Raw genomic sequence first — 7828 nt, forward strand, 5'->3', positions numbered from 1 at the left:
CGAGTTGTGCACAGGGCAATTCGCGACCAGCGTCTCGTTGCGAGTGAGCCTGGCCGCCGGAACTAGCGTCCTGATGCATGGGCGGTGACGACGATCGGGCGCACACGGTGGCGCGACTCAATGCCGTGCGCAGACAACCTGATTCTGCACGCCCGGACGGGATACCCGCGCGCGTCGAGATGGAGGAATCCAGCCCGGACATGACGACTCCGGAACCGGATTGGCTCATCTCGAGTTCTCAGCGGCTCGGTTCCCCGTGGTCGACCGTACTTCCACAGCGATGGCGTTCCGCTCGGGTGGACCCGGGAAGGCAAGGTGCCATCGCCCTGGCAGCAGCCGGCGTTTTTGTCGTGCTCGTCGCGGCATTCGCGGTGTTTCGAGATGCGCCGACGCCTGCACCCGCTCCACCGCTGGCTGTGGTTGCATCCGATACGAAGAATTCGGACGTCCCGGCCGAACCGGTACCGGCAGTGGAGGCCGAGCTGGTCGTGAGCGTCGTCGGCCTGGTGGTACAGCCCGGACTGGTTCGGCTGCAACCGGGTTCGCGAATCGCCGACGCGGTCGCCGCGGCGGGTGGACCTGTCGAGGGTGCCGATCTGTTGGCGCTCAACATGGCCGCGCGAGTGGCCGACGGTGATCAGATCGTCGTCGGTGTCGTGCCGCCACAGGCACCCCCGCCGGTGAGTGGTACGTCCTCGACGCAGGGTGTGGCATCGAGCGGTGGAATGGCGGACGGTGGTGTCCCGGCCGATCCGCCTGGGGGTTCGCCGATCGGCGGGACGGTGGACCTCAATGCCGCCACCGTCGCCGAACTGGACGCCCTGCCCGGTGTCGGACCGGTGACCGCAACATCGATCGTGAGTTGGCGAGAGACCAACGGCCGCTTCGTCTCTGTCGATCAGCTCGCCGAAGTGGACGGTATCGGGCCCGGGAGGCTGGCGAAGATCCGCGATCTCGTGCACGTCGGATGAGCACCGACGCCGTATCGACCGCCACTGCGCAGGCCGAGGAGTTTCTGCCGTTCGACATACGTCTGGTTCCGGCTGTGGTGGTGTGCTGGTCGATCACCGCGGTCGGAATTCTCGGCGGCCCCGGCGCGGCGGTAGCGGCCACGGCGTCGACCTCTGTGGTGGTGCTGCTCGGTTCGCTGGTGCTGCGACGGCTGGCGACACGATGCGCCGCGTCCGGTCCCAGCTGGGCAGGAGTGGCCACGGTGATCGCGCTCGCGCTGTGCTTCGGCGGAGCGATCTGGCTTCAGATGTCCGCAATAGCAGAACATCCTGTGGCTGCGGCCGCGGAGAAACGTGCGTGGATCACCGCATCGGTGCGGCTGGAGGAGGACCCACGCCGACTGACGTCCGCAGGACCTTCGATGGTGATGACGAAGGCCGAGTTGACTCGCGTGGACGTCGGAGGTGAGGCGCTGTACGTCGGCGGACGCGTATCGATCATCGCCCCGGAGTCGAGCTGGTCGGCACTGCTGCCGGGTCAACAGATCACCGTCCGGGGCAGGCTCGGCGAACCGATTCGACCGGACATGACTGTGGCGGTGATCCGCGTATCGGGACCACCCGTCACCGTCGGTGAGCCCGGGGCGATCTCTGCCGCCGCCGGCATCTTCCGGTCGAATCTGGCTGCCGTGGCGCAGAATTCGATGCCACCCGATCGTGCAGGTTTACTGCCCGGTCTCGTGGTCGGGGATGTGTCCCGATTGGACGAGACTGTGGCCGAGAACTTTCGGGCAGCGGGCCTGACGCACCTGACGGCGGTGTCGGGTGCCAATTTCTCCATTCTGATCGGTGCGGTTCTGCTGGTGTTGCGCAGCATCGGGATCGGCCCCCGAGCAACGGTGGCGGTGGCGTTCGTCGTGCTCGTCGCGTTCGTGATCGTGGCTCGACCGTCGCCGAGTGTGCTTCGTGCGGCGGTGATGGGTTCGATCGGGCTGTTGGCCCTCGTCACCGGCAGGCGGCGGCAGGCCGTTCCGGCCCTGTGCGGCGCGGTGCTGGGCTTGCTCGCATGGTGGCCGAGGCTGGCGGTGGACGTCGGGTTCGTCCTGTCGGTGTTCGCCACCGCCGGACTCGTCCTGGTCGCACCGATCTGGGTCGACTGGCTCCGTGCCCGCGGCTGGCCGAGGGCAGCCGCGGAGGTATCGGCCGTCGCTGCAGCCGCGCACGCGGTGACGGCACCGGTGGTCGCGGCGATGACGGGAACGATCAGTGTGGTGGGCGTCGTTGCGAACGTGTTGGTGGCACCGGTCGTCGCTCCGATCACGGTGGTGGGCATCGTGACGGCCGTGATCGCCACCGTCAGCACGTCGGTCGCCGAGCTGACGGCGCAGCTGGCGTCGGCACCACTGTGGTGGTTGATCACGGTGGCCGAGCGGGCCGCGTCGGTGCCGGTAGCGGGCATCGTCGTCCCCGACGGTCTCCTGGGTGCAGCACTGGCAGCCTTCGGAACGGCCACACTGCTGGCAGCGCTGCGGTTTCGGGTGCTGCGGTGGGGCGCTGCAGTGGTGGCGATAACGGCACTGGCCATGTGGACTGCGCACCTGCTGTGTTGAGTGCTGGGGCTGTGCTGCTCGAAAGGAAGCGGATGCCCGAGCTGTCGGCCCCACATGGCACGATCACGGGTGTGACTTCGAGTGTGGCTCCTCTGCATCTGGTTCTCGGCGACGAGGAACTTCTGATGGATCGCGCGGTAGCGTCGATCGTGGCGCAGGTGCGTGCCAATGCGGCGATTCCGGGGGAGGACCTGCCGGTCACACGGTTGCGCACCGGCGACGCCAGTGCCCCGGAACTTGCCGAACTGCTCAGTCCGTCGCTGTTCGCGGAGGATCGCGTGGTTGTGCTCGAGGCAGCGGCCGAGGCAGGTAAGGACGCTGCAGCTCTTGTGCTCGACGCCGCAACCGATCCGCCCGAGGGCGCGGTCGTGGTGGTCATGCATTCCGGCGGCGGTCGGGCCAAGGCCATGGTCGGTGCTCTGCAGAAGTGCGGCGCTCAGGTGCACGAGTGCGTCAAGCTCACCAAGCCCGCCGAACGCATCGACTTCGTGCGCGGTGAATTCCGTGCGGCCGACGTGCGCGTGAGCGGCGAGGTGATCGAGGCTGTCGTCGAATCGGTCGGCAACGAACTCCGCGAATTGGCCTCGGCCTGTTCGCAGTTGGTCTCCGATACCGGCGGCAAGGTCGATCTGGCCGCAGTGCGCCGGTACTACTCGGGCAAAGCAGAAGTCTCGGGATTCGACGTCGCCGACAAAGCGGTGATCGGAGACAAAGCCGGCGCGCTCGAGGCTGTCCGCTGGGCGATGCATCGAGGAGTCGCGCACGTGCTGTTGGCCGACGCCTTGGCCGATGCCGTGCGCACCATTGCGCTGGTGGGTTCGGCCGGTCGCGGCGACCCGTTCCGCATGGCAGGGGAGTTGGGTATGCCGCCGTGGAAGATCAAGAAGGCGCAGGGTCAGGCCCGAGGCTGGAACGGTCGATCCATCGCGCAGGCGCTACGGGTTGTGGCGCAACTGAACGCCGACGTCAAAGGTCAGGCCGCGGACGCGGACTACGCTGTGGAAAAGGCGGTGTCAGAGGTCGCGGGGCTGGGCCGGTAGCGCTCGGGGCCCCAGCGTCGTGTCAACTCCAGGGCACGAAAAACCCAGGGCACGAGAAAGCCCGCTGCCTCCGTGTCGGATGCAGCGGGCTCGGTCGAGCTCAGCGGTGAATCAGAGCTTGTTGACAGCGAGAGCCAGTGCCGACTTCTTGTTGGCAGCCTGGTTCTTGTGGATGACGCCCTTGCTGGCGGCCTTGTCGAGCTTGCGGCCTGCGTCGAGGAGAATCTCGGAAGCCTTGTCCTTGTCGCCCGCAGCCTGTGCCTCGCGGAACGAGCGGATGACGGTACGAAGGGAGGACTTCACCGACTGGTTGCGCAGGCGTGCACGCTCGTTGGTGAGAATCCGCTTCTTCTGGGACTTGATATTGGCCACGCGTAAAATCCTTCTTGTCTTCGTCGGTATTCCGGTCAGGGCGATCCATGCTGGAATGCCCGAAGTCTGCTGCAGAGCTTGGAGCCCTGCGCCGAAGATCGAGAATACCAGCCCGGCGGGGCAGAACCCAATTGGGTGCACCCGTGACGATGCGTTTCAAGAATTTAACGCTTCTACCGCGCCTAACTCCAGTCTCTGTAGCAACATGACCAGAATGAGTCCGCGATCGGCAACGCATGCCGCCACCAAGGCCAAAGCGACCAAAACCAAGTCAGCGGATCGCGTCGAACCCGAGGTCGACGGGGTGTTCGGGGGTTATTCCGACGTCGGAAAGTACAGTCTCGCCTTCGACGAGATGTTCGACGCGGACGGACGAACCAGGACTCCCTACAAGGGCATTCACACAGCCCTTGCCCCGGCGAACGCGTCCGACCTGGACGCGAGATCCGATGCACTGGGACGCGCATTCGTCGACCAGGGCATCACGTTCTCCCTGTCCGGCCAGGAGCGTCCGTTCCCGCTCGACCAGGTTCCCCGCGTCATCGCCGCCGGGGAGTGGTCACGGCTCGAACGCGGCATCAAGCAGCGCGTCAAAGCGCTCGAGATGTTTCTCGCCGACATCTACGGCGATCAGGAAATCCTCCGCGACGGCGTGGTGCCGAAGCGACTGATCACCTCCTGCGAGCACTTCCACCGTGAGGCGGTCGGCATCACACCGCCCAACGGCGTGCGCATCCATGTCGCCGGAATCGACTTGGTCCGTGATGCACAGGGCACGTTCCGCGTCCTCGAAGACAATCTGCGTTCGCCCTCCGGTGTGTCGTATGTCATGGAGAACCGGCGCACCATGGCCCGGGTGTTCCCGGATCTGTTCGCCAGCCACCGCGTGCGTGCCGTCGGCGATTACGCCTCGCACCTGTTGCGCGCATTGCGCTCCGCCGCAGCTCTCAACGAGGCCGACCCCACTGTGGTGGTGCTGACCCCCGGTGTGGCCAACTCCGCGTACTTCGAGCATTCGTTGCTCGCTCGGCTGATGGGCGTCGAACTCGTCGAGGGACGCGATCTGTTCTGCCGGGACAACATCGTCTACATGCGCACCACCGAGGGTGAGCGCCAGGTCGACGTCATCTACCGACGCATCGACGACGACTACCTCGACCCCATGCAGTTCCGGCCGGATTCGGTGCTGGGCGTGGCAGGCCTCGTCAACGCCGCCCGCGCAGGCAACGTCGTGATCTCCAGCGCCGTCGGAAATGGCGTCGGCGACGACAAGCTGGTCTACACGTACGTGCCCACGATCATCGACTACTACATGGGAGAGAAGCCGTTGCTCGCCAACGTCGACACGTTCCGGTGCTGGCTGGACGACGAGTGCGAGGAAGTCCTGGACCGCATCGACGAACTGGTGATCAAGCCGGTCGAAGGGTCGGGTGGTTACGGCATCGTCTTCGGCCCCGACGCCTCGCCGAAGGAATTGGCGACCATCAGCAAGAAGGTTCGCGCGGATCCGCGTGGCTGGATCGCGCAGCCCGTCGTGCAGCTCTCGACGGTGCCCACCAAGATCGGTGACCGGTTGGTTCCCCGGCACGTTGACTTGCGGCCGTTCGCGGTCAACGACGGCGACGACGTCTGGGTGTTGCCCGGAGGCTTGACCCGAGTTGCACTGCCGGAGGGTTCGTTGGTGGTCAACTCGAGCCAGGGCGGCGGCAGTAAGGACACCTGGGTGCTCGCCACCCGAACCTCGCAGGAGGAGCAGGAACTGGCAGGCGAGGAGATCGTCAGCGTTCCGCCGGAGTCGCCCATGGTCGAACAGGGCCCGGAGCTGACCATGGACCAGCAGATGAATCAGCAGCAGCAGCAGCAGCAGCAGCAACAACAACAACAACAGCAGCAGGCAACGAACTCGGACTCGAACGGCGGTGGACAGTAAATGCTCGCGCGCAACGCAGAGTCGCTCTACTGGATCGGACGGTACGTCGAGAGAGCGGACGACACGGCCCGCATTCTCGACGTCACCGTCCACCAGCTTCTCGAAGACGCCACGGTCGATCCCGACCATATCTCGCGAGTGTTGTTGCGAGTACTCGGTTTCAAGCACGAGCCGGACGTCTCGCTCGACGTGTGGTCGCTCACCGAGTTGGTGGCCTTCAGCCGTGACGGGCTCGGCTCCATCGTGGACTCGCTGTCCAGCGCACGCGAAAATGCCCGTGGCGCTCGCGAAGTCACGTCGAGTGAGATGTGGGAGTGCCTCAACACCACGTACAACGGACTGAACGAGCGCATCAGGGCGTCCAAGCGCACCGGCCCGGCCGAGTTCTTCAGCTACATCGAAGAGCGGGCCGCGATGTTCGCCGGTCTCGCGGATTCCACTCTCAGTCACGACGACGGCTACCGCTTCCTGTTGCTCGGTCGCTCGGTCGAGCGCATCGACATGATCGTTCGGCTGCTGCTCTCGCGCGCCGGTGACCGGCCGTCGTCGCCTGCGTGGGTCACTGTGCTCCGATCCGCCGGTGCTCACGACACCTACCTGCGCACCTACCGCGGCGCGCTCGACGCTCAGCGAGTTCTCGAATTCATGTTGTTGGACAGGCTCTTTCCGCGTTCGGTGTTCTATGCACTCAACGAGGCGGAACGGTCGCTCGATCAGCTCGACCATCAGCCCAACAGTCGAGTCGGTGCACGGGCCGAGGCTCAGCGGCTACTGGGTCGCGCACGTAGCGAACTCGAATTCCTCCGTCCCGGTGAAATTCTCGACGATCTGCAGGAGCGCCTGCTCTCTCTGCAGGAAACCTGCCGTGAACTCGGTGAGGCGATCTCCAAGCAGTACTTCCACGCCGCTCCGTGGGTTGCGTGGACGGACGCCGGCTCCGGAACATTCGAAGATCAATTGGAAGGTGAACTGTGAGCTGGCGTATGCGTGTCGTACACACCACGGGCTATCAGTACGACGCACCGGTGACCTCGTCCTACAACGAAGCTCGGCTGACGCCGCGAAGTGACAACCGGCAGAACGTGATTCTGAACCGAGTCGAGACGAACCCGGTGACGCGGTCCTACCGCTACACCGACTACTGGGGTACGGCGGTGACGGCGTTCGATCTGCACGCACCGCACACCGAGCTCGAGGTCACCGGATCCTCGGTGGTCGAGACCGATCCTTTCGTCTACCCCGACGAGAACGCGTCCTGGGAAGAGCTGGCCAGCGATCCGGTGACCGACCGTTTCAACGAGGTGCTCGACAACACGGTCTACGTGCCGAAGAACCGTCAGCTTGCGTCGGTGGCGAAAAAGCTCTCGAAGGGATTGCCGCCGCAGGAATCGGTGGTCGAGATCTCGAACTGGGTCAACCAGGAGATGTCGTACGTCCCGGGGACCACCGGGGTGCACACCTCGGCCGTCGAGGCGTGGTCGGAGAAGAAGGGCGTCTGCCAGGACTACGCCCACCTGACTCTGTTGATGCTGCGCAGCATCGGTATCCCCAGCCGGTACGTCTCGGGATACCTGCACCCGAAGAAGCAGGCGGCGATCGGCGCGACCGTCGAGGGCCAGAGCCACGCCTGGATCGAGGCGTGGACCGGTGCCTGGTGGGGCTACGACCCGACCAATGCGATCGCGGTCAACGAGCAGCACGTCTCGGTGGGACTGGGCCGCGACTACGCCGACGTGCCCCCGCTCAAGGGCATCTTCTCCGGCGGCGGTTCGACGGCACTCGACGTCGTCGTCGAAATCACGCGACTGGCCTAGCGTCGTGGGGGGGGGGGGGGGGGGGGGGGGGGGGGGGAAGAAGAGAAACGTAACTCCACTCACCCCCCAACCAACCACAAACCGAAAAACAAACAAAAAGGGGGAGGGCGGG

The 7828-nt window shown here is 65.4% G+C and carries 7 protein-coding genes; 6 read left to right on the top strand and 1 reads right to left on the bottom strand.

Annotated elements, in window-relative coordinates; all coding sequences use genetic code 11:
- Positions 1–77 precede the first annotated feature (77 nt).
- The 3 genes from ACQR3T_RS19310 to holA are packed head-to-tail and all read left to right on the top strand — an operon-like array spanning position 78 to position 3600.
- Entirely contained in the window at positions 78–971 is an 894-nt protein-coding gene (locus ACQR3T_RS19310) for a helix-hairpin-helix domain-containing protein (RefSeq protein ID WP_428694531.1), read from the top strand.
- Positions 968–2560 carry a ComEC/Rec2 family competence protein gene (locus ACQR3T_RS19315; protein ID WP_428694532.1) on the top strand — a complete coding sequence of 531 codons (1593 nt, stop codon included), beginning with the start codon at positions 968–970 and terminating at the stop codon, positions 2558–2560. The genes ACQR3T_RS19310 and ACQR3T_RS19315 overlap by 4 nt, the downstream gene beginning before the upstream one ends.
- A gap of 32 nt (positions 2561–2592) precedes the next feature.
- Positions 2593–3600, top strand: a complete 1008-nt coding sequence (gene holA, locus ACQR3T_RS19320; protein WP_428694533.1) for a DNA polymerase III subunit delta — start codon at positions 2593–2595, stop codon at positions 3598–3600.
- Positions 3601–3711: 111 nt separating this feature from the next.
- On the opposite strand, the gene rpsT is transcribed toward holA, so the two are convergent.
- Positions 3712–3972, bottom strand: a complete 261-nt coding sequence (gene rpsT, locus ACQR3T_RS19325; RefSeq protein WP_027497522.1) for a 30S ribosomal protein S20 — start codon at positions 3970–3972, stop codon at positions 3712–3714.
- Between the two features lie 355 nt (positions 3973–4327).
- On the opposite strand from rpsT, the gene ACQR3T_RS19330 reads away from it, so the two are divergent.
- The 3 genes from ACQR3T_RS19330 to ACQR3T_RS19340 are packed head-to-tail and all read left to right on the top strand — an operon-like array spanning position 4328 to position 7716.
- Positions 4328–5902, top strand: a complete 1575-nt coding sequence (locus ACQR3T_RS19330; protein ID WP_428694717.1) for a circularly permuted type 2 ATP-grasp protein — start codon at positions 4328–4330, stop codon at positions 5900–5902.
- A complete protein-coding gene (locus ACQR3T_RS19335) occupies positions 5903–6877 on the top strand; it encodes an alpha-E domain-containing protein (RefSeq protein WP_032379188.1) in 975 nt (324 codons plus the stop codon).
- An 8-nt stretch (positions 6878–6885) separates the two neighbouring features.
- The gene (locus tag ACQR3T_RS19340; protein WP_032379187.1) at positions 6886–7716 is read left to right on the top strand and encodes a transglutaminase family protein; all 831 of its coding nucleotides are present in this window, start codon (positions 6886–6888) and stop codon (positions 7714–7716) included.
- The last annotated feature ends 112 nt before the right edge of the window (positions 7717–7828 follow it).

Origin of the sequence: Rhodococcus sp. IEGM1428, from assembly GCF_050321865.1 — a bacterium.
Classification (GTDB): domain Bacteria; phylum Actinomycetota; class Actinomycetes; order Mycobacteriales; family Mycobacteriaceae; genus Rhodococcoides.

Bases quoted from the DNA above. Each gene is read 5' to 3' on its own strand.
- ACQR3T_RS19310 (WP_428694531.1), top strand. From the start codon at position 78: ATGGGCGGTGACGACGATCGGGCGCACACGGTGGCGCGACTCAATGCC.
- ACQR3T_RS19315 (WP_428694532.1), top strand. From the start codon at position 968: ATGAGCACCGACGCCGTATCGACCGCCACTGCGCAGGCCGAGGAGTTT.
- holA (WP_428694533.1), top strand. From the start codon at position 2,593: ATGCCCGAGCTGTCGGCCCCACATGGCACGATCACGGGTGTGACTTCG.
- ACQR3T_RS19330 (WP_428694717.1), top strand. From the start codon at position 4,328: ATGTTCGACGCGGACGGACGAACCAGGACTCCCTACAAGGGCATTCAC.
- ACQR3T_RS19335 (WP_032379188.1), top strand. From the start codon at position 5,903: ATGCTCGCGCGCAACGCAGAGTCGCTCTACTGGATCGGACGGTACGTC.
- ACQR3T_RS19340 (WP_032379187.1), top strand. From the start codon at position 6,886: ATGCGTGTCGTACACACCACGGGCTATCAGTACGACGCACCGGTGACC.